Consider the following 20,141-nt stretch of genomic DNA (forward strand, 5'->3'; position numbering starts at 1 on the left):
TTCTACCACCTGTTGCAAGGCGCGTCCCCGTCGGTTGTACTAGCTTTGGTCTACCATGTTTGGAAACAGGTTCAGATGATTGGCACGCCTATACGCTACATACTGCGTTTCGCCCGGATAGGGTGTATAAAGTCGTGTGCCAGCAGCACTGTCAATAGCTCGCTATCCCTGAACCGTGCTTTTGCGCCTGGTTTGCCCTCCAACAACACCCGTCCTTCCCGTTGATACCAATCGTCCACCAGCACATAAATCGTAGTAAAAAGTCTTTCCATGTCTATCCTTGTCATGGGAATAGATCCGATTGACTGTAGGAGTACCTTCAATCTTGCGACCCATTTCCCTTTTCGTCAACTTCATTCCACATCAGACGTACGTGATAATAGACGACAGGCACACAGGGGAATGGGAAGCAAAACTGTCGCCAAAGGCAAGGGATACGCGACTCGGTAGAATTTTCAGAGATAATCCCACATTGACTTACCCCGCATTGACTTACCCCACGATCATCCTTTATAATGCCCCCTCACGCCTGTACAATCGGGCTACCTTGCGGGTAACTTCCGCACGGTTCTATACAAATACGCCAATGTTCCCCGCTGTCGTGCCTGTTGGCATAACTCGCCCATAGGAGTGGCGTACAGCGGCGACAAGCGAAGATTGGAGAGCAATACCTTTATGTATGCAATCGTCAAAATCGGCGGCGGTAAGCAGTACCGCGTTGAGCCGGGCAAAACCATTGATGTTGAAAAACTCCCCCACGAGGCGGGGACAGCGCTTGATCTAGGCGAAGTCCTTTTGGTGGTTACTGATGGGGGCGAAGTACGCATCGGACAGCCAACAGTTTCCGGGGCGGTGGTCAAGGCAACTGTTGTCGAAGACTATCGCGGCGATAAAGTTCTAATCTGGAAATATCGCCCAGGGTTGCGTTACCGCCGTCGGCGCGGACACCGCCAAACCTATACCCGCCTCCGTATTGAGAGCGTCACCGTATAATTTTCCCATGAAGACATGTCTAGAAGATAGCAGCGAGGGTTTTCATCATGGCGCATAAGAAGGGCGGCGGTTCAAGCCGCAATGGGCGGGACTCGAACTCACAACGCCTCGGCGTGAAGAAGTTCGGCGGCGAATTGGTCATCTCCGGCAATATTCTTGTCCGGCAGCGGGGCAACCGCTTTTACCCCGGTGTGGGGACGGCGCAAGGTAAGGATTTCACCATCTTCGCTGTCACCGAGGGCTATGTTGGGTTTGAATGGGTACGCGGCGGCAAGCGGGTAATCACCGTGCGCCCAGAGCGTGTCACCCCCAAGACAACAGAGGCGTAATCATCTCTCCCCGCACCCTAAGGCGCGGGGTCATTCACCATTGAGAGCCGCAGCGCCACAGCGCCCATCCCGTGAACGGCGGGCAAAGGTCGCCGCCGCTGCGCGAAAAACAAGGACGAACAACATGCGTGAAAATATTCACCCCAAATGGTTCCCCGAAGCGAAGATGGTCTGTGCCGCTTGTGGGACAACATGGACAGTCGGTTCTACCCGTCAATCCCTCAGCGTGGATGTTTGCTCGAACTGTCACCCCTTTTATACTGGCGAACAGCGCATTGTGGACACCGAAGGGCGCGTGGATCGCTTCTACAAGCGCTTGGAAGTGCGGACGAATATTGCCGCTGAGACCGAGGCAAAGCATAATCCGGCAAATCTCCTCCTCAGCGAATTGGGCGTGGGGATGCAATATACCGATGTGCTGGTGAAAAATGGTATCACCAACGCCGAGGATTTCATCAAGCGCCTTGCCGAAGGCGGCGATGAAAGTATCTTGGAGATTCGCGGGGTGGGGCGTCGTGTTCTAACCGATATTAAGAAGAAGCTCCGCGCACGGGGGCTTGAACTGCCCAAATCACAAGAATAGATCACCTCTGCCGTAAGGGGATGGGCGTGCCTGTTCGTGTTTTCCTACACCATGGTGGGTGACACGACCCTGTACGCCCATTTTTTATCCTTAAATTCACATTATCAAGCTAATACCAACTAATCCTATGAAACATCATTCTGGACGGATTGAAGTCGTCTGTGGGAGTATGTTCAGCGGCAAGACAGAAGAACTTCTTCGCCGCGTGCGCCGCGCCCAGATCGCCCAACAACGGGTGCAAGTGTTCAAACCCGCCCTTGATACCCGCTATGGGGAGATGCGCATTACCTCCCACGATGGGAAAGGCTTCGAGGCATACCCCTGCGAAAGCATCGCGGAGATGGCGGCGAGACTTGATACAACAGCGACGGTGATAGCTATTGACGAGGTGCAGTTCTTCGAGGCGGGCATTGTTCCTTTTGTGGAAGACCTTGCCCGACGCGGGCGGCGGGTGATCGTCGCCGGATTGGATACCGATTTTCGCGGTGAACCGTTCGGGCAGATGCCCACCCTTATGGCGGTTGCCGAGGAGGTTACGAAACTCCATGCCATATGCGTAGTCTGTGGGGAGCCTGCCTGCCGAACGCAGCGCCTCTTGAATGGCAAACCCGCCCACTACGACGATCCGATCATCCTCATTGGCGCACAAGATAGCTATGAGGCACGCTGCCGCGAGCATCACGTTGTCGTCAGGGAATCCTCACGGGTGACAGGGTAAGGGCGCATCGTGTGCGCCCGCACTTTAATCCCCCTCTGGCAGGACGAACCGCACCACCCACCACAGGGTTCCCATCTCGCTCTCGGCATCAGCGGCGTAACGCCCCTTTACCCCCGGTGGGACAAACCATAAAATACGATCATCCACGCTGAGGACGGGAATGCGATCCCGATAGGCGCGGCGAACTTTCAAGTTCGTCAGGGCATCACCCACTTTTTGCGTTCCGCTCATCCCTTTGGGGGTGTAGCTGTCGCCGGGGCGGGGTGTCCGCAAGATCGCCTGAGCATCGCGCCGCATGGGGAATATCCCCACCAGCGGATCGTCTGTTGGTGGGGGCGGTGTTTCGCTGAGATGGACATGCACTGTCCACCCCTTTTCTGCGTCGGGGGCGAGCTTATACCGTCCTTTAGAGGGGATTACGATGTGAGTCCCGCTAGGCAGCCAGGGCGAATCAGGCGGATAGATCGTCGGGTCATAGAGGCTGACAAGGCTTTCCTCGCGTTCGATGGTCACTCCCCCACCCAGATAGCCGATTTCCAAGCGCCCGCGCCCCAATTGATCGGCAACACCGATCAAGCGCGAAAAGGTCAAATCGATCTCTGGATTCACCAACCGCGCCGCTTCCCGAATCGTGATGCGGCGCAGCGCTGAGGGGAGCGTCCGAAAGGCATCCCAAGAAAAAGTTGCTTCGCCTGTTCGCTGGCTGATCGGCGGTAATAACGAGCGGATCGCCTCCTCATCATCACGGGCGAGGATCGCCAAGCGCCCCAACGCCGCGCTCACCTCTGGGTTGATCGTCTCCAATAGGGGGATTACCTCGTGGCGAATCCGGTTGCGGGTGAAGGTCAGATCATCGTTGGAGGCATCATGGCGCGGGATGATCCCCTCGGCAGCAGCATAGGCTTCAATCTCCGCCCGTGTGATCTCCAAAAGCGGGCGGACAACGTGGATCGGCTCTAAATCAAGGGCGGGCGAGATAAGATCAGCATCATTCCCTGTGCCAATCATCGTCCGAATGGGCGTCCGGGGGAGCATCCCGCGCAGCCCCGAAAGCCCCGCCCCGCGTATGACATGGAGCAGCACTGTCTCTGCCTGATCGTCCCGATGGTGGGCGACGGCGACTTCGGTCACACCCATTTGCGCGGCGACGTTGGCAAGGAAGGCATACCGCGCCCGCCGTCCGGCGGTTTCCGTCCCCACCCGCCAGCGCGTTGCCATCTCTACCACGTCCCCCGCGCCGCTGACGACAAGGACGCCCCACGCTGCACCAATTTGCTGCACATAGGCGACATCCTCAGCGCCGACTGTCCCGCGCAGTTGGTGATCAAAGGTGGCAGCGGTGACATTTACAAACTGCTTTAGGATGTGGAGCAAAACAAGGGAGTCCACCCCGCCGGAGACGGCAACCAATGCTCGCTCATTGGGGAACAATTTGTGATCGCGGCAGTAGGTGCGCACCTTTTCGATGAGATCATTGGGGGTGAAGGGCGTGTTTTGATCTGCTGTATGTGTCGTCATAATGGCTGCTTTCGTCCTTCAACGAGGAATTCGTAGAGTTTTTTTGGAGTTTCGCTTGCAGAAAAGATTTCATTGTTGTTGCGCTGTCGTTAGCGGGTTTAATTGTCATCAATCAAATCAATAGCAAATTAATATCTGATGTTACACTATTGTCCTTACCCCTCTTGCCGGAGAGGGGAATCGTTTTTGTAAGGGGAATCCTCCCCTCCCACTGCCCCTTTCGATAAATCCAGGGTAAACAAACCCACATGGGTAAGATGAGTTACTATTCACTACAAGACTCATAGCGGCACTAACCCCCATCCTGCCAACCACAGAATCAACCCAAAGCTCGCCAGGGCGATCAGCCCGTAGTATAGCCGCGTTCCCGCCGACCACACCCGTCCCCGTCTGGCAAACATAATCAGCGCCAACAACCCCACCGCGAGAATTGCCACGACAATAGGTATCAGGAAAATGATCGATGCCCACAGCGGAACGCCCGCATAGAGCATTCCATAGTGACCTGTCGCGGTGGTTGTCAAGACGCGGTAAACGCTGATCACTGCCAGCACATCTAAAATCAGCATCCCGCCCGCCAGCACATGCCCAATTTGTAAGGAACGGGCGGCGGCGCTTACCCTCTGCTGCGGGCGAATCACGCTAATCGCCACAAAGAGAGGCGATACCAAAGCGAGGATGCCCACGAAGATCGGCACACTAAAGTTTTTTAGCGTGATGCCCTGTTCTGTCATCACAGCCATGAATTCCGCTGCCCCAGAGAGCCTGACCACCTGCGGCGGTGTGATGAATGGGATGGGCGGCATTGTTGTCAGGCACTCGGTTGAGGGTGCTTGTGTGGGGGCTGCCAGAAACGCAGTGGCAATCCCCTTTGGACACGCCCCTCCCCTATCCCAGACGAAATGTGCCTGTGTAGGGAAGGTGATCAGGTGGGCATTGGTCAGGTGTTTTGCCACGAATTCAGCATGGACGGGTGGCGCGGCGGGATCAAGCGCACCAGAAAGAATCAGTGTCGGAATATCGGAGACTACCGGGCGGTTGTCCTCCGGGTTGGGAATCATCCCAAAGGCGGGGCAGAGCCGTTTGAATGCCTCTGGATTCACGTCCCAATGGTAGAAACCGGCAAAGGGATCGCCCTCTTTAGGCGGCGCATAGGCTGTATAAGGGACAATCTCCCCACAATGAAGTGCCTGATTTAAGCCCATGCTGTAGTATTTCGGTTCGTGGAGCGGCGCTTTCAGTAGTGCGGGCAGCATTGTCTCGTCACCTCGACTGACCGTCTCAATCAGGCGGGGAAGGATGCCTATCGTCGCTGGATCATAGAGCAGGCGGTAAATCAGCCCCACAAATGCCTCACGAGTCATGGTTGCTGTGTAGCTATCATCTTGATCCGGTTCAATCATCATGAAAGTAGCGGGCTGTTCCGCCAAACGTTGGATTGCCCGCTGAAAGGTTGCCTTTAGGTCAGGATATGCGCTATGACAAGCGGCATCGGCGGCACAGTAGGCAAAAAGAGTCTCAAAAGTGGCGGCGGCATTTGTGGTTAGTTCGCTGTAGTAGTCCACCCCCGGCGGGGCATAGATAGAATCGAGGATCACAGCCCGAATCGTCGCTGGGTAATCGCGCATGAGTGTTAAGGCGAGGCGCGTTCCGGCGGAATAAGCAAATAGATTCACCTGCGAGTAGCCCAACAACCGACGCAGATCGTCTAGATCAGCGGCAACCGTTCGGTTGGTGTAGGCATGGAGGGCGATCCCCTCTGCGTTTAGGCGAACAGCACACGCTTCAGCCGTCTGCGCATGGATCGCCGCCGCCGCTGCCGGAGTGATTGGTTCCGTCAGAGTCAGAAGGGGGAGATCGTCCATTTCTGGGCAAGCCAACGACGGCGACGATTTCCCCGCACCACGTTGATCGACGATGATCACATCGCGCTCAGAGCGAAAGGAAGAGTTCCCCCACCATGACGCATAAGACAAAATGCCCTGCCCCGGTCCACCGTGTAGGTAGAAAACCGGATCAGCGCTCGGCGAATCGCTGGTTGCCTTTGCCACCACAAACGCCACACGAATCAAGCGACTAGAGGGATTGGCGCGGTCTTCATGAACGATCAAATAGCCGCAGGTAATCCCTTTGGGATCGGGGATTGCCACCGGACAGGGGGCAGCTTCCAAACGGGGGATGACACCCCCCTCGGCTGGTTTGGGGGTGATCGCCATAAAACCCATGATCAGGATCAATACAACCGGTAGTTTTCTGAACATGGGTATCCTAATCTCCATTCAGAGCCATAAACCCTAGCAAATTCATACGCAGCGAACCCGCTAATGTCTCTCTGCCCCAATTGTAGTACCTCTTTGCCGAAAATGATTGCCCCACCCCAACGAAGGGGTAGAATCATCCTACTGCCGAGTGAGGATTTTGGAGGCACACGGACGATGAAGCGCCACCCAAACGATTTTCCGCACGCTGCCCTTGCCGCACTAGAAGATAGCCAATTGCAAACAGCGCTGACTCGCGCCACTACTAATGGAATCGGCGGACGGCTGCGGGCGATGGGCGAACTGCCCCATGCCGATGCGCTGCGGGCGCAGGGGCGTGCCGCCAAACAGCGGGCGATGAATGCCCTCCCTGAGCTTCTCGAACAGTTTGAGCAGGCGATCACGGCACGAGGGGCGATGGTTCTTTGGGCGATGGATGCGGCGGAGGCAAACCAGCATGTTCTAAGCATTGCCCAACAACACGCTGTGAAAAAGATTGTGAAAGGGAAAAGTATGATCTCCGAGGAGATCGGGCTAAACCCTGTCCTCGAAAACGCGGGCTTGCAGGTAGTGGAAACCGATCTCGGTGAATTTATCGTTCAGTTGGATGACGACGCACCCAGTCATATCGTCATGCCGATCATCCACAAAACCCGCGAGCAAGTCCGCGATTTGTTCGTTGAACGCCTTGCTATGCCGCCCTCGGACGATCCGGCGGTGATGACCGCCCATGCCCACGATCATCTTCGTCGTGAATTCCTCAGCGCCGATATGGGCATTAACGGGGCAAATTTCATCATTGCCGAAACGGGAACGTTGGTCATCGTCACCAACGAGGGCAACGGGCGGATGTGTAGTTCGCTCCCCCGGGTCCATGTGTTTCTTGTAGGGATTGAAAAGGTCGTCCCCACCTTAGAGGACTTCGCCACCCTGTTGCAGCTTTTGACCCGCAGTGCAACGGGGCAAAAGCTGAGCGTCTACACGCATCTTGTGGGTGGAGGAGCAAAAGAGGATGATCCCGATGGCCCCGATCACCTCTATGTGATCCTCATCGATAATGGGCGCAGTCAGATGCACGACACAGAGTATGCCGATGCCCTCTTATGCTTGCGCTGCGGAGCGTGTCAGCATATTTGTCCGGTCTACCAAAATGTAGGCGGTCATGCCTATGGATCGGTCTATGGCGGACCCATCGGGGCGGTGATCACGCCGCTCTTACAGGGCTTGGCGAACGCGGTGACTCTGCCCTATGCCAGCAGCCTATGCGGGGCGTGCAAAGCTGCCTGTCCGGTAGACATCGACCTTCCCGATATGCTCTTGCGCTTGCGGGGCGATCTTGTCAGCGAACACCACAGTGAGCCACTTATGACCTTAGGAATCAAAGCATGGGCGCGAGCGATGACCTCTCCCCGCCTTTATGGGCTAGGGGGCATGGCGGCGCGGGCGGGGACACGCGCCTTAGCGCGCGAAACAGGCGTGGTTCAGACGCTCCCCGGTATATTGGGGAACTGGACACAGTACCGCGATTTTCCGCCCTTTGCCCCCAAATCCTTTCATCAGCTATGGCGCGAACGTGAGAAAGGAAGTTAACCCATGACCGACAGCCGTACTCAGATTCTTGCCCGTTTGCGTCAACATCGAACGCCCTTTCCCGATGCGCCCCCGCCGCCAGAGCGGTATCTGCCCGTCTCCGTGATCGATGTCACCAATGAAGAAGCCCTCATTGCCCGCTTCACTACCGAGGTGGATGCGCTTAAAGGGACGGTGACTCTCTGCGCCGATGTGAAAGCGGCACGCAAGGCGATGCTGACGCATATCGGCACGGCAGAGCGCGTCATGGCATGGGGCGAGATTCCCCTCACTGGGTGGCGGCAGGCGCTGTCAGCAAAAGGGATCAGCGTCGTGATCCCCGATGTGCGCGGGGAAGATCGCGTCCCACGCTATGCCGATTTGGAGAGTATTGCGGTGGGCATCACTGGGGCAGCGGCTGCCTTTGCCACAACGGGGACGATTGTCTTGCCAACAGACGCCGGACAAGGGCGAATTCCCTCCCTTGTCCCGCCCACCCATATCGCCCTACTCCCTCGCGAGCGGCTTTTCCCGCGTCTGGAAGAATGGCTTACCGCCGAGGGGCGAGAGACGCTTCAGCGTTCGCGGAGCGTTGCTTTCATCTCCGGCGCGAGCAAGACGGGTGATATTGAAATGGAAATTATCTATGGCGTCCATGGACCAAAACACGTTCATATCGTGCTATATTGATGTATCCTAGGGCTTACGCAGTTGAACGTGTTTACCCTGTATTCATCGAAAGGGAAAGTTTGCAGGGGCTTCCGCCTCAAACAATGGATTCCCCCTTCTCCCAGTGGGAGAAACGGGTATACGCTGAAGGCGGGTTGCAGGGGGATGAGGGCAACTGCCTAACGTCTATATTCAATTCATGTGTCTGTCCTGATCTGTTCGAGGAAATGCTATGTCGAACCGTCAAATGCCACCACGTCGTGTCAGCTATTTTGGGGTTGCCGATTTCACCCAAGTCCTTTGTGCGGCTGTCCTTTTAATTGCCTTTTTCGTCATGCCATGGCTGGTTAGCGCCACTGGGTTGCGCGTTATGCAGGGGACAGAAGATATTCCCACTGTGGCAGTGGGAAGTCGTGATCTGCTCTTTCTCATTCCCATTGTCGGTGTGCTATCGCTTGGTCTGACGATGATCGGCGTCGTCACCCCACGTTTTAAACGCCTTGCCGCCTTTTTGGTGGTTTTGTGTGCGGTTGCTGGCATGGTCTATTATGTGAATTTCCTGATCACCGATACCTCAACGGGGAGAGGGGCGTTGAATTTCATGGCGGGAGGCTTCTGGATCACCTTCATCTGCTTGATTGGCTTGATCAGCCAGGTGATCCTTCCCCGTCCGCGCTTTCCCCGCCGCGAGAAATAAGGGATGAGCGATCACGAAAAGCCCAAGCGCGGGCGCTATGCGGCGCTGACTCCGGCAGATGTCTGGACGCTCATCTGTAGTGCGATGATGATCCTCGCCTTTTTGCTGTTGATCTGGATCGGCGCTGCCTCCGGCGGGGCAATCCTGAGCGGGGCGGCGCTCCCTGAAGGGGTGAGCAGTCCGGGGGCGCTGATCGCCCTGATTCCGTTGGCGGGAGGCGTCGGGCTGATTCTGACCCTTTTGGGGATTGTCCATCCTGAGCGGAAATCGGTATTTTCTGCCCTGACGGTGATCATGGGCGTGCTTGGGATCGCCTATTACCTCGCCTTCATGACGGCAAATGGGGCATATCTGATCGGCTCCATTCGCTTCACCGGTGCGGGCTTTTGGATCGCCCTGATTAGTTCGCTCGGTTTGATTGGGCAGATGTTCGCCCCGCGTGGACGCAAAGCGGCAGCCGAAGACGGGGCGAAAACCGCCCTCGGCAGCGCCGCAAATGCCGTTGGCACGGCGGGAAAGGTGATCACCGCGCCGGTTCGGGCAGCACTACGCCCCTTTGCCATGGGCTGCATGGCGCTGGCGATTGGCTTTGGGGCGTGCGCGGCGTGCGCGATGTTTCTTCCCTCATCGTTTCAGGCAATCCTCGATATTGTGCGCAGCGCCGCCGTGCGTAGTTATGTGTTCGTCACCGAGGTGAGCGGACGCCCCGTTTTGAAGGTCGTCGTCTACGAGGCGGATGTGAGCGCCATTGCCATTGTCCAGCGCGATATGGGGGCGCTCAGTGTGCTGTGGGGCGAGGGGGCGGAAATTCGGGGGACGATGCGCGTTTCGATTGGGGCAGACATCGTGACCAAAGAGTTTGGTATCCTCAACTGCGCGGTCCAAACGGAGACGATCCAAGAATACATCGGGCGGGCGCCGCTGGCGGGGACAGCCTTTGACGCCAGCGCCATTCGCCAAGAGGCTTACAAAGCCTTCAATGACGAGGCAACGAAGATCGCCCTTGAGCAGTTCTGGGCAAAGGCGCGGGAGGATATGAAAAATCGCTTTGAACTTTGGGCGGTGGGCTTGGAAGTCCCCGACGAGCCAACCCTGACTCGCTGCCCAACGACAGAAGAATCGCCCAAGTAGAGCAGGATAAATAGGATCACAGCCTCTTGACGACCACCAACCCCCGTACCACCGCCACGACGATTCGCCGTCGCCGCCAACATCGCCGCGAAAAACGCCAGACCCGCCAAAAGGGGCTGCTGAGCGTTCTTGCTTTTGGGACGCTGGCAGCACTGGTGGTGACTCTTGTTTTGATCGTCGGCGGGGTGGGGGCGTTTGTCGCGCTCTATGTGTCCTATGCCCGCGATCTCCCCCCGCCAGAGGCAATCACTCGTGTGCGGGAGGAATTCGAGACGACGCTGCTCTATGATCGCAGTGGGCAAACCGTCCTTTACCAAATTGTCGATCCGGCGGGGGATCGGCAATCGGTTGCGCTTCCCGACATCCCCGCTGATCTCGTCAACGCGACGATTGCCATTGAGGATAAAAGTTTCTACACGAATCCTGGGTTTGATATTCGGGGGATGCTCAGGGCGCTTTTCATCGCCTTGCAAGAAGGGGCGGTGCAAGGGGCGAGTACGATCACGCAGCAGCTTGTGAAGAACACGCTGATTGCCCCCGAAGAACGCACCGCCCTCAGCCAAGATCGGAAGATCAAAGAGATCATCCTTGCCACCGAAATTTCCCGCCTCTACAGCAAGAATCAAATCCTTGAGTGGTATTTGAACACGAATTTCTATGGCAATCTCGCCTATGGGGTGGGGACGGCGGCACAGGTCTACTTTGGCAAGCGCGTTCAAGACCTCACCCTGGGCGAAGCGGCAATGCTGGCGGCAATTCCGCAAAACCCGCAGTTGAACCCAATTGATGATTGGATCGCCGCCCGCCAACGGCAGGCGGTTGTCCTTGATAGCATGGTTGCTCAGGGCTATATCACCGAGGCGACGGCAACAGCGGCGAAGTCAGAGATAATCATCTTACGCCCTACAACGGAACGCTATGGAATCATCGCCCCCCATTTCTCCCTGTATGCCCGCGAGCAGGCGATCACCATCCTAAATAAGTTAGGGATGGACGGCGCACGGTTAGTTTCTGGCAAGGGCTTGAAAATCTATACGACCCTTGATGTGGATTTGAACTATCAAGTTGAGTGCGTCCTGCGCGGTCATGTGGAACGGCTTGCCGGCGGAAACCCCGCCGCCGCCCCGAACACAGCCGAAGGCAAGCCCTGCGCCGCCGCCCAATACCTCACCATACCGCCCAAATTGATGCTAAACACCCGCCGCAATGTGACGAACGCGGCGGCGGTGGTCATCGAGCCGCGCACCGCCGAGATCAAGGCGATGGTCGGCAGCATCGATTATTACAACACGGGCATGGAAGGAAATTTCAATGCGGCGCTTGGGCTGCGCCAGCCGGGGTCAGCGTTTAAACCGTTTGTCTACGTCACGGCGTTTGCCTCCCCCGCCCATACCTACACCCCGGCGACGATGCTTCTGGACATACCAACGACCTTCAATCAGGACGGCGTGAGCTACGCCCCGCGCAACGAAGATGGGCAGTTTCACGGCGTCCTCAGCCTGCGCGATGCGCTGGCGAATTCCTACAACATCCCCACCGTCAGCGTCCTGCGCGATGTGACCGTTGGGGCAGTCTTGCGCAGCGCACGGCGTTTGGGCTTGAATACCCTGACTCAGCCGTTGGATCGCTATGGTTTGGCGCTGGCGTTGGGCAGTGGGGAAGTCACCCTGCTTGATCTGACCTATGCCTATACCACCTTTGCCACACTTGGGGTGATGGGCGGGACGCCCGCCGCCAACCCACGCCCTGGATTCCGCACCCTTGATCCAGTCACCATCTTGCGCATCGAAGACCGTGACGGCAAGATTCTCTGGCAATATGGGCAGCCAGAGGGGACATTTGTCCGCCAAAATCTGCTCTCCGATTCGCTGGCATACCTGATCACCGATATTTTGGCGGATAACAATGCCCGCTTGCCTGCTTTTGGGCGGGGGAACGCCCTCGAAATTTCCCGTCCAGCGGCGGTTAAGACAGGAACCACAAATGATGTGCGCGATGCGTGGACGGTGGGCTATACCCCGTACCTTGTCACCGGCGTGTGGGTGGGGAATAACAACAACACCCCGCTTGGGGATGATTTGAGCGGCTCAACGGCTGCCGCGCCGATATGGGGGGCAATCATGGAGTACCTCAGCGCCCGCGACAACCTTCCCGCCGAAGGCTGGACACGCCCCAACAGTCTGATCGAAGCAACGGTTTGCCTTGATACAGGGCTGCTTCCCACGCCGGATTGTCCACGCACAAAAGAACTTTTCTATGTTGACCCCGTAACAGGAAGCAGCACCCTTCCTACCCAACGCGATATTTACTGGAAGCGCTATAGCATCAACAGCCGGAATGGACTCCTGGCGACGGCGTTGACCCCGCCCGAACTCGTTACGGAACGCATTTTCTTTGATTACCCCCCCGAAGCGCTGGCATGGGCGCAGTCAAAGGGAATGCCCCTCCCCCCAAAAGAATATGATTCCGGTGGGACGCGGGTGGAGACGGGCGCTGGCGAGATTCGCCAACCGGCGGGCTTGGCGCGGGTGCGCGGGGCGGTGGAGGTACGCGGCTCAGTGGCGGGCGAGGTGACGTCCTACCTGTTGGAATATGGCGAGGGCATCAACCCCAACCGCTGGATTCCCATCCCCGGTGGGGAACTCAGCGGGCGCGGCGACGATCTGCGCTTGGGACTGTGGGATACACGCGGGCTGAGCGGCTTGTACACACTCCGGCTTGGGTTAACCCTTGCCGATCAGCGCTTTTTGCCGCGTACCGTCCAAGTGACCGTCGATAACCAACCACCCACCCTAAAGGTGATCACACCGCGAGATAAAGAGGACATTAATCCGGTGGATGGCGTCATTGCCATCACCGCGGAGGTGACGGACGATATTGAGTTGGAACGTGTGGAGTTCTATTGGAATGGACAAATTTTGGCGACTCTTGCCGAAGCACCCTTCCGCACCGAATGGCGCATTGTGAAATTGGGCGCCCAACAGTTTCAGGTCATCGCCTATGACACAGCGGGCAATGTCACAAAAAGCGATGTGTTTACGGTGACAATCCTGAATTGATCCCCACCGAGGATCATCCTCATGGGGCTGTGCTACAATCGGATTTCTTCAAAACAAGCAAATGAGGGTTAGAGATTTTTCATGCCGCGTGTTCGATGGTGGGTTGGTTGTGCCGTAATTCTTTCGCTTTTCGTTGGGTTCTTTCCAGCAGCGGCACAAACACCTGCTGCTCCTATTGTCATCGGCGTCCTTGATTCCTTTACCAATTTAGACCCCGCCGATAGTGGTGATTTTCCCACATGGGAACTGCTCTCCCACCTCCATACCGGACTCAGCCGCTACAATCCGTTAACGGCGAGTTACGATCTTGCCCTCGCCGCGTCGCACAGCGCTAGCACCGACGGGCTGACCCACACTTTCACCATCCGCCCCGAAGCCGCCTTCAACGACGGCACGCCGATCACCGCCCAGACCTTTGTTGATTCGATCACTCGTGTTTTGACGCTGCGCGGGCGAGGGGCGGCGATCATTCGCCCCTATGTGAAGGCTGTCGCCGTCACCGAGGCGGGGGCGCTTGTGTTCACCCTCAGCGCCCCTTGCCCTTATTTTCTAGGGTTGGTTGCCCTGCCGCCCTATGCGCCACTGCATCCGGCAAGCTATGCTCCGCAGCGCCTGACCCCCACCCCCGACACAGCGACGCTGATCACAAATGGGCTGTACCGCCTTGTGAAGCGCACTGCCACCGAGCTCACGCTTGTCCCCGATCCGGCATGGCGCGGCGACTTAGCCGCACGGCTGCCGGTCACCCTTCGCTATTACGCCCTCCCTGCCGACCTACGCGAGGCGCTGTTAGCGGGCGAGATTGACCTTGCCCGCCGCGATGTCCCGGGCGGTGCTGATGCGCTAAACTACACGGCTGTCACGGAAGCCGATCCCCTAGCGCGGGTGTACCTGATCTTCAGCCTGAAAGAAGAACCCTATAACGATCCCGCCGCCCGCACGGGGGTGATGCACCTGATCAAACGGGAGGCACTCACCGAAGGGGTTATCTCAACGACAACCCTCCTCCCCATACAGATCAGTGCCGGCTTAGAGATGCCCACCTTCCCCCCCTATGATCTGAAAGCGGCTGAGGATGTGCTGAAGGCGGCGAATTACTCCCGCTATCGGCAGGTGTCGACAGAACTGCAAACCGCGTCACGCTTGTATGGCGAACTCTATCGGCGCAACAGCGATATTCTGAGTAGCGCCTTGAACGGCGGGCAAATCGTCCGTTTGGGACGTTTTGAGACCGAACCCGCCGTGTTCCTCGATCAGTTGCAGAGGGGGGCGTTCCGCCTGATGCTGATTACGTGGCGTCCTCTTGTAGCGCACCCCGATGCCTATCTTCGTCCGCTCTTTGCCGGAGATGTTGCGGTGGCGATGGGTTACACGAACCCCGCCCTACAAGCGGCATTGAATACCGCCGCACTCAGCACTGAGCCGGATGTAGTAAAGGCAGCCTATGAGGATGTGCTGCGCTTGGCGTTGGCAGATGCCGTTGTGATTCCTCTCTGGGGGCAGCCAGAGACCGCCCGCCTCCATACGGGGATCACCGTTGAGGGGGCGGCGCTCTTTCCGATGCTTCATTACGAGATGATCCGCCGTCCATGACCGCCGCACTCCCGACAAATCCCGCTCACCAGCGCCCACCCTATAGCGGGGCAGTGATGGTGATGATCGTTGGTGTGGTGATCTACCTCGGCGTGGCAATCTTCATGGCGCTGCCCATGAGCGCCCTCTATCGGGATGATCCGAACGTCCTCTATGCGCCAAGCCACTTCAACGACGCTCGCCAGTACGCCTACATCTGTACCTATGGCTACAACGTCCCCTTTGGCTTAAACCCTGCCCTCGAAGTCAGCCGCATGAATTGGATGCCCGTTTACGCCGCCCTTCAATGTGCCTTGAATCGGGTGTTTGGCGTCTCGTTGATCTACGCGGGAAGCATGATCTCCGTCGGGGCAATCGCCTTGTCCCTGTTTTTGGGAACACTCGTCTTGTTTCGCTTGGGGGTGCAGTCGCCCTCCCTCCATGCCGGAGCGCTGCTCATCCCCCCCATTGGCGCAGCGTGGCTTTACCTCCCCGGTGCAGAGGCGATCTATCTGGCGGTGGGGATGGTCGTCATGTGGCTGATCACCCTCCCCGACCCGCCCGATACCCCGCGTGGACGCATCGTTGAACTTGCCTCTTGTATAGGGGGACTTTGTGTCGGGGTGATCTTGATTCTGACAAAACCGAATGGGCTGGCAATGATCGCCCCGCTTGTTTTTGCCTTCGTCTACCTCAGTTGGCGGCGTTCCCAACGAGGGGGCTATCTGGGCAGCTTCGGCGCATTCGCCGCCGATGTGGTCATTGAGCATCTCCTGTTCCTCCCGGGTTTCCGCCGCCTTGCCCGCCGCCCAATCGCTTATCACTGGACGCCGCTCGCCATTGCCGTTGGGATTCTTCTGGGATTTGCCCATTGGCTTGCCTTCAGCAGCGTCAAAAGCGGGATTCCGAATTACTTTATGCAGCAGCAGTTAAACGTGTGGGGGCGGGTGTGGTATCCGGGCAATGTTGGCGACATGATCCGGTACTTTGGGCAAGGCTTTCGCGGCGATCTCTCAAAGGCATGGCGCTACAACGCACTCTGGAATTTGGCGGCAAACCTCAGCACCCTGATTCCCGCCGCCTCGCCCCGCGTCCCGCCGCTGATCCGAGGAATGTTGCCGCTAATGATGCTCTTGCTCGTCTATTCGGGGGCGGTGCATGGCAGCGAACGGTATATTTTGTCCTCGGCGCTCGCCGCCATAGGGTGGGGGTGCTGGCTTGCCCCTACCGGCAAAGAGGAGCGTTGGTCGGCGCTGCGCTGGACGCTGTGGATTGTCCTTGCTGCACTCAGTTCATGGCTGCTCGTCGGCCTTATGATGCCTATTGGTGAGCCGCGCAGTTGGGGGATTATAGATCGATGAGTCGTGAGCGCCTGAATTGGATCATTCGTGGGGTGTTAGTGGTGGGGCTTGGCGGGGCGTTTGCCCTCTCAATCATTGCCGCCCGCCCGGGCTATCGTTTCTTTGGGAATTACCCCGCCGCGCTTGGCACACCACAGCCCATCAAGGGCGAGTGGAACATCCCCGCCGCCTACGCCACACTTGATCATGTTTCCGTCGTCAGTTTTCCGCAGGGGTGGGCGCTGCCCGATCAAATTTGCGCCACGTTGCGCCTTGAGCGCGGCGAAGCGCCGACAGCCCTCCCCTTTCCCTTCCGCCCGAATCAACTTCAGTGGGATGATCGCCCTGCCGAGGCGGTCATGTTTGCGCAAGATGACCTGATTGGACACGATTACGACGGGCAGGGGATATTCTACCTAAGCAACGGGAAAGTCGCGCCCTTTGTGACGACGCGCACACCCTATCGCGTCAGTTGGTTTGGGACGGAGATCACGACGATCACGCCAGAACGGGGGGCGGGTGGGTTATTCTGTTTTCATTTCGCCATCACCGATCCTGATCGGATTTTTGTCTCACAGATCATTCCCTTTTCGTTTCACCTCATCGTGCGGGTAAAAAACATTGGGATCACCGAACAGCCCATTTATTACTTTGCCTACAATGTCGCCACGACACCCCCCACCGGCGGGTCAATCCTTTTTCGGGAAGATATTGAGTCCTATTTGGCGCGAGTAGCAGAAGAAGCGCCCTTTGCCGTCCAACGCATGACTGCCGAACAGCAAAATCAGAGGGCGCAGGAAGCTACCCATGCGGCACCGCCCTAATACCACTACCCTTTCGTTCCCCAGTGGACGGCGATTGTGTTCATCATGAACTGCTTGTAGCCGACATCGATAAATCCACTCTCACGCATGAGTCCCGCCAATTCGTCGGGCGTTTTGAAGCCTAGCGTCGAATTTGGTAGGTAGGTATAGGCGTCACGGTGTCCGGTGATCACCATTCCCACAAGGGGGACGATGCGCGTGAGGTAAAAGGTTAGGAAAGGACGTAAGGCATTGCGTGGCGGGGGGGTTGTATCAAGGCAGACCATCCGTCCACCGGAGCGCAAAACGCGATACTGCTCGGCAAAGGCACGCGGAATATCGATCACATTGCGGACGAGAAAGCCGTGCGTCACGGCGTCGAAATAGGCGTCGGGGAAGGGTAAATTCAAGGCGTCTGCCGTTAACCAGCAAACCTGTCCCCCTTGCGGGCGACGTTTCCCCACCGCCATAATCTCTGGGACAAAATCTGCCCCCACAACGAAGGCATCCGGCGTTTGGGCAAGCGCTTCAAAGGCGATGTCGCCTGTGCCAGTCGCAATATCCAGCAAGCGCCCGCCAGCGGGGAGTGCTGCCATGCGCACGACAAAGCGCCGCCAGGCGCGATCCATCCCCAACGTCATGACGCGATTCATAAGATCATAGCGCGGCGCGATGCGCGTGAAAATATCTTGAACGGCGCGGGAACGCGCCTCCCCGCTGAGCAAGGCTGTCTCGGTTTTTTGTGCTGGTGGTATGTTGGTCATGAGAAAAACTATAGCATGGCTGTATGAAAATAACCCTCGTTGGTGTAGAATGGCAAGGCTTTAACCCAATCTAAACGTCAACCTTTGCTTAAGGAGATAGGCTAACCTATGAGTTCTCTACGGCGCATCGTCGCGCTGGCGCTGGTGTTTACGGTGGTCGCTACGACGGCGCCCGTTTACGCCCAACCGACTCCCCCCACCCCAGTGACCTTAGACGGATCGGCGCTCGTCGCAAAAGCACTGGAATCGATCAAGACTGCCTACCTAACCACCACCCCCGACGCGCAAATTGAGATCGGCGTGTCCGGTACGGCGGGCGGCTTCGAGAAATTTTGCGCCGGTGAACTCGATATTGCCATGGCATATGGGGCGATCACCGATGCCCAAGCCGCTATCTGCCAAACAAAAGGTGTTGCCTTCACCGAAGTGCTGCTTGGGTACGATGCCGCCGTCGTTGTGGTCAATACGACCTCTCCGGCAACCTGCCTCAGCCTAGAGCAGTTGAACGCATTGCTCAGCCCTAGCGCGGCAAATGGGGCAAATTGGAATGTCATTGATCCGGCACTTGGCGATGTGGCGATTAGCGCCGTCTACGCCCCGCCCACCGATGCCCAATCCCGTTTCTTGTTTGATCGTCTGATCACAGGCGAAGGGCTGCGCAGCGATCTGACTATTGCCGATACTGCGGCTGCTATGATCGAGAAGATCGGCGCTGAGCCGAACGCCGTTGGGATCATGACCCTTGCCGATTTTGCGAAGGGATCATCGGGTAAGAATGTTCGTCCCCTTCAGGTGCGGGTGGGGACAACCTGCCTTGAACCGACGGCGATCAATCTTGATGAGGCACGCTATCCAGCGCTAGAGGCGCTCTACCTTTACGTCAATGTGGCACGTTTGGAACGTCCAGAAGTCAGCCAGTTCGCCCTCTATGCCCTCAGCGCCAGTGGGCAAACGAAAATCCAAGATGCCACCTATACAACGGCTGGATCGCTCCTTTATGAACGCGGGCGGAAAAACCTAGAAACTAAAACCGCTGGACGCACCTACAGCCGTATCCAACGCTTGAACATTGCGGCGGATACGGTGGGGACAGTGAATATTGGCGGCTCTGCGGCGATCTTCACCCTGATGAAAACAGTGAACAACACTTTCACCCCGCGTTTTACGGGAGTTGTCCTAAATTACAAGACGCTTGGCAATGATCGCGCCTATAGCGATCTGTGCGCCAGCGCCGTTGATGTTGCGGCGGTGACGCGCACTCCGGGCGAAACAGAAACAAATGCCTGCCAAACGGCTGGTGTTCAAACGCTCCAGTTGAAGGTTGGCTATGAGGGGATTGTCGTCCTCGTCAACGGCGAGAACACCTTTGCGACGTGCCTCACCCTAGAGGAAGTGGGCAAGCTGTTTGGGGCAAAGACCGCCCCCAAGCAGTGGTCAGAGGTGCGAGCGGCGTTCCCCACCAGCACAATCCTCCCCATCCTCCCCAAACTAGACGCCCCAGAGGGCGACTTGCTGATGACCCGTGCGGTGAAGGATCAGGTTGCCCCCGCCATTCGTCAGGATGGCGTGACGAACGCGGATCCGCTCTACCGTGCCACCGGCACACAAAATGCCGAAGGCGGTGTCACCTTTATGCGCTACAGCGACTATACAAAAACGGCGAACAAGGTCAACCTTGTTCAGATTGACGGGGGGAACGGCTGTGTCACGCCGGAGGTGGCAACGCTTGGTGATGGCAGCTACCCGCTCACCTTCACCTATTACCTCGCCGTGAATACGAAGGCATTCAGCCGCCCCGAAGTCCGCGCCTTCACGTGGTATCTACTCAGCGACGATGCCCTTACGGTGATTGGCAACAGCGGCGTGTTGGGGACGGATACAGCCGCATTTGCTGGCTCGCGGGAGAGCGTCCTCGCCCTCTTTGAGGCGGCGGAGAAAGCGGCGATTCCCCCGGCGCCAACGGCAGAGGCAACCGCTGCGGCAACGGTAGAGGTGGTCGCTCCACCGACGCCTGAACCCACCGCTGAAGCCACTGCTGAACCGACAACAGAGGCAGTCACCCCAACGGCTGCGGCAACCACCGAACCAACCCCAGAGCCAACCGCCGCACCAACAGCGACGCCGGGGCAGTAACCTGT

The 20,141-nt window shown here is 57.6% G+C and carries 17 protein-coding genes; 13 read left to right on the forward strand and 4 right to left on the reverse strand.

The features are described 5' to 3' along the window. Positions 1-95: 95 nt before the first annotated feature. Complete coding sequence (locus HS103_19260; GenBank protein MBE7514932.1) at positions 96-272, reverse strand: hypothetical protein; 177 nt, start codon at positions 270-272, stop codon at positions 96-98. A gap of 403 nt (positions 273-675) precedes the next feature. On the opposite strand from HS103_19260, the gene rplU reads away from it, so the two are divergent. The 4 genes from rplU (at position 676) to HS103_19280 (ending at position 2,623) form a co-directional block, all read left to right on the forward strand. Further along, positions 676-993 (forward strand): 50S ribosomal protein L21, encoded by a 318-nt coding sequence (rplU, locus tag HS103_19265; GenBank protein ID MBE7514933.1) that lies wholly within the window; start codon positions 676-678, stop codon positions 991-993. 47 nt (positions 994-1,040) lie between these two features. Continuing rightward, positions 1,041-1,322 (forward strand): 50S ribosomal protein L27, encoded by a 282-nt coding sequence (gene rpmA / locus HS103_19270; GenBank protein ID MBE7514934.1) that lies wholly within the window; start codon positions 1,041-1,043, stop codon positions 1,320-1,322. Positions 1,323-1,446: 124 nt separating this feature from the next. Next, positions 1,447-1,905, forward strand: a complete 459-nt coding sequence (gene rpmE / locus HS103_19275; protein ID MBE7514935.1) for a 50S ribosomal protein L31 — start codon at positions 1,447-1,449, stop codon at positions 1,903-1,905. Positions 1,906-2,032: 127 nt separating this feature from the next. Continuing rightward, on the forward strand, positions 2,033-2,623 hold the full coding sequence (locus HS103_19280) for a thymidine kinase (GenBank protein ID MBE7514936.1): 591 nt from the start codon (positions 2,033-2,035) through the stop codon (positions 2,621-2,623). 24 nt (positions 2,624-2,647) lie between these two features. Here HS103_19280 and tilS read toward each other — a convergent pair whose 3' ends face one another. Together tilS and HS103_19290 are read right to left on the reverse strand one after the other, a co-directional pair. Then, complete coding sequence (gene tilS, locus HS103_19285) at positions 2,648-4,141, reverse strand: tRNA lysidine(34) synthetase TilS (GenBank protein MBE7514937.1); 1,494 nt, start codon at positions 4,139-4,141, stop codon at positions 2,648-2,650. A 281-nt stretch (positions 4,142-4,422) separates the two neighbouring features. Continuing rightward, a complete protein-coding gene (locus HS103_19290) occupies positions 4,423-6,402 on the reverse strand; it encodes an alpha/beta fold hydrolase (GenBank protein MBE7514938.1) in 1,980 nt (659 codons plus the stop codon). A gap of 174 nt (positions 6,403-6,576) precedes the next feature. Here HS103_19290 and HS103_19295 point away from each other — a divergent pair, with 174 nt between their 5' ends. The 8 genes from HS103_19295 to HS103_19330 all read left to right on the forward strand — a co-directional run bounded on the left by HS103_19295 (position 6,577) and on the right by HS103_19330 (position 17,260). Continuing rightward, positions 6,577-7,989: an iron-sulfur cluster-binding protein gene (locus tag HS103_19295; protein MBE7514939.1), complete on the forward strand. Its 1,413-nt coding sequence runs from the start codon at positions 6,577-6,579 to the stop codon at positions 7,987-7,989. Positions 7,990-7,992: 3 nt separating this feature from the next. After that, on the forward strand, positions 7,993-8,658 hold the full coding sequence (locus HS103_19300; protein ID MBE7514940.1) for an LUD domain-containing protein: 666 nt from the start codon (positions 7,993-7,995) through the stop codon (positions 8,656-8,658). Between the two features lie 211 nt (positions 8,659-8,869). Then, a complete protein-coding gene (locus tag HS103_19305) occupies positions 8,870-9,334 on the forward strand; it encodes a hypothetical protein (protein MBE7514941.1) in 465 nt (154 codons plus the stop codon). A 3-nt stretch (positions 9,335-9,337) separates the two neighbouring features. Next, positions 9,338-10,465 (forward strand): hypothetical protein, encoded by a 1,128-nt coding sequence (locus HS103_19310; protein MBE7514942.1) that lies wholly within the window; start codon positions 9,338-9,340, stop codon positions 10,463-10,465. A 26-nt stretch (positions 10,466-10,491) separates the two neighbouring features. Next, positions 10,492-13,524, forward strand: a complete 3,033-nt coding sequence (locus tag HS103_19315; GenBank protein ID MBE7514943.1) for a transglycosylase domain-containing protein — start codon at positions 10,492-10,494, stop codon at positions 13,522-13,524. A gap of 81 nt (positions 13,525-13,605) precedes the next feature. Further along, positions 13,606-15,117 (forward strand): hypothetical protein, encoded by a 1,512-nt coding sequence (locus tag HS103_19320; GenBank protein ID MBE7514944.1) that lies wholly within the window; start codon positions 13,606-13,608, stop codon positions 15,115-15,117. After that, on the forward strand, positions 15,114-16,457 hold the full coding sequence (locus HS103_19325; protein ID MBE7514945.1) for a hypothetical protein: 1,344 nt from the start codon (positions 15,114-15,116) through the stop codon (positions 16,455-16,457). Before HS103_19320 ends, HS103_19325 begins: the two co-directional genes overlap by 4 nt. After that, positions 16,454-17,260 (forward strand): hypothetical protein, encoded by an 807-nt coding sequence (locus HS103_19330; protein ID MBE7514946.1) that lies wholly within the window; start codon positions 16,454-16,456, stop codon positions 17,258-17,260. The genes HS103_19325 and HS103_19330 overlap by 4 nt, the downstream gene beginning before the upstream one ends. Positions 17,261-17,265: 5 nt before the next feature. On the opposite strand, the gene HS103_19335 is transcribed toward HS103_19330, so the two are convergent. Beyond that, entirely contained in the window at positions 17,266-18,003 is a 738-nt protein-coding gene (locus tag HS103_19335; protein MBE7514947.1) for a ubiquinone/menaquinone biosynthesis methyltransferase, read from the reverse strand. A gap of 108 nt (positions 18,004-18,111) precedes the next feature. Between HS103_19335 and HS103_19340 the strand changes: the two genes are divergently transcribed. Continuing rightward, positions 18,112-20,136 (forward strand): substrate-binding domain-containing protein, encoded by a 2,025-nt coding sequence (locus HS103_19340; protein ID MBE7514948.1) that lies wholly within the window; start codon positions 18,112-18,114, stop codon positions 20,134-20,136. The last annotated feature ends 5 nt before the right edge of the window (positions 20,137-20,141 follow it).

Source organism: Anaerolineales bacterium (assembly GCA_015075625.1).
Taxonomy (GTDB): Bacteria; Chloroflexota; Anaerolineae; order Aggregatilineales; family UBA2796; genus UBA2796.

What these genes read in the sequence shown, in the direction of transcription:
- HS103_19260 (MBE7514932.1), bottom strand. Translation starts at nt 272, where the DNA reads ATGGAAAGACTTTTTACTACGATTTATGTGCTGGTGGACGATTGGTAT.
- rplU (MBE7514933.1), top strand. Translation starts at nt 676, where the DNA reads ATGTATGCAATCGTCAAAATCGGCGGCGGTAAGCAGTACCGCGTTGAG.
- rpmA (MBE7514934.1), top strand. Translation starts at nt 1,041, where the DNA reads ATGGCGCATAAGAAGGGCGGCGGTTCAAGCCGCAATGGGCGGGACTCG.
- rpmE (MBE7514935.1), top strand. Translation starts at nt 1,447, where the DNA reads ATGCGTGAAAATATTCACCCCAAATGGTTCCCCGAAGCGAAGATGGTC.
- HS103_19280 (MBE7514936.1), top strand. Translation starts at nt 2,033, where the DNA reads ATGAAACATCATTCTGGACGGATTGAAGTCGTCTGTGGGAGTATGTTC.
- tilS (MBE7514937.1), bottom strand. Translation starts at nt 4,141, where the DNA reads ATGACGACACATACAGCAGATCAAAACACGCCCTTCACCCCCAATGAT.
- HS103_19290 (MBE7514938.1), bottom strand. Translation starts at nt 6,402, where the DNA reads ATGTTCAGAAAACTACCGGTTGTATTGATCCTGATCATGGGTTTTATG.
- HS103_19295 (MBE7514939.1), top strand. Translation starts at nt 6,577, where the DNA reads ATGAAGCGCCACCCAAACGATTTTCCGCACGCTGCCCTTGCCGCACTA.
- HS103_19300 (MBE7514940.1), top strand. Translation starts at nt 7,993, where the DNA reads ATGACCGACAGCCGTACTCAGATTCTTGCCCGTTTGCGTCAACATCGA.
- HS103_19305 (MBE7514941.1), top strand. Translation starts at nt 8,870, where the DNA reads ATGTCGAACCGTCAAATGCCACCACGTCGTGTCAGCTATTTTGGGGTT.
- HS103_19310 (MBE7514942.1), top strand. Translation starts at nt 9,338, where the DNA reads ATGAGCGATCACGAAAAGCCCAAGCGCGGGCGCTATGCGGCGCTGACT.
- HS103_19320 (MBE7514944.1), top strand. Translation starts at nt 13,606, where the DNA reads ATGCCGCGTGTTCGATGGTGGGTTGGTTGTGCCGTAATTCTTTCGCTT.
- HS103_19325 (MBE7514945.1), top strand. Translation starts at nt 15,114, where the DNA reads ATGACCGCCGCACTCCCGACAAATCCCGCTCACCAGCGCCCACCCTAT.
- HS103_19330 (MBE7514946.1), top strand. Translation starts at nt 16,454, where the DNA reads ATGAGTCGTGAGCGCCTGAATTGGATCATTCGTGGGGTGTTAGTGGTG.
- HS103_19335 (MBE7514947.1), bottom strand. Translation starts at nt 18,003, where the DNA reads ATGACCAACATACCACCAGCACAAAAAACCGAGACAGCCTTGCTCAGC.
- HS103_19340 (MBE7514948.1), top strand. Translation starts at nt 18,112, where the DNA reads ATGAGTTCTCTACGGCGCATCGTCGCGCTGGCGCTGGTGTTTACGGTG.